General features: G+C 41.7%; 1 protein-coding gene. It reads left to right on the top strand.

The genetic code is table 11. The features are described 5' to 3' along the window. Positions 1-840, top strand: an 840-nt coding sequence (locus HMPREF2731_RS02685) for a transposase (RefSeq protein ID WP_070872272.1), incomplete at its 5' end; no start/stop codon positions are given. Positions 841-889: the final 49 nt, after the last annotated feature.

The following is an 889-nucleotide window of genomic DNA, read 5'->3' as shown; positions in this document are numbered from 1 at the left end:
GAGATGCGCGATTTAGCCCGTTTTTATCAAGAAATTGAGAAGAAAATCACTCGTCTGCGCATGGATTTACACAACTGCCTTCAGTTGACTTTTCCAGAGCTTGAACAGTTCTTTTCAAACAGGCTGACCCCTTACGCATTGACATTGATCCGTCTTTTTCCCCATCCAGATTTTGTATTGGCATCTACTCGGACAAAAATAAAAAATAAACTGATCAACGAAACACGGAAAAAAATCTCCGCGAATCGTGCCGAGCAAAAGGCAGATCAAATCATCCACTATGCACAGTGTGCCTATCCAGCTGTTGAAAAAGACAGTATCCACTGTCAAAAAACGATCTATTACGCCGAACTTCTCCAAGATTTACTCGAACAAAAAGAAGCACTGGCGACACAAATGATCAAAAAAGCCGAAGGCTCTCCTTGCTTTTTGTTGTACCAAACGTTCCCTGGGATTGGCGCACTCACAGCCGCTTTATTGCTCGGTGAATTAGGAGATATCACACGATTTAAAACCCATAAACAATTGAATGCCTTTGTCGGAATCGACATCCGACGGTATCATTCAGGTAAGTATACTGGCCAAGACCGCATCAATAAGCGTGGTAATCCCAAAGCACGGAAAATTATTTTCTTCACCATTCGAAATATGATTCGCCAGCAACGCGCAGCTCCTAATCATATTGTCGATTATTACTACAAATTAAAAAAGCAACCTATCCCTAAGAAAGATAAGGTTGCCACAGTTGCTTGTATGAACAAGCTTCTGAAATGTATGCACGCTATGGTTAGGGCACATACAGAGTACGACTATGCGTACGCGGTCTCAGTGGACCATTAACTAAACCACTTACAGTATACCACTTCTTTGCCCAGATCGAAAATTTTTT

The sequence above is a fragment of the Enterococcus sp. HMSC072F02 genome (assembly GCF_001837725.1).
GTDB classification, from domain to species: Bacteria; Bacillota; Bacilli; order Lactobacillales; family Enterococcaceae; genus Enterococcus_B; species Enterococcus_B lactis.
This window is presented reverse-complemented; position numbering and strand designations above follow the sequence as displayed.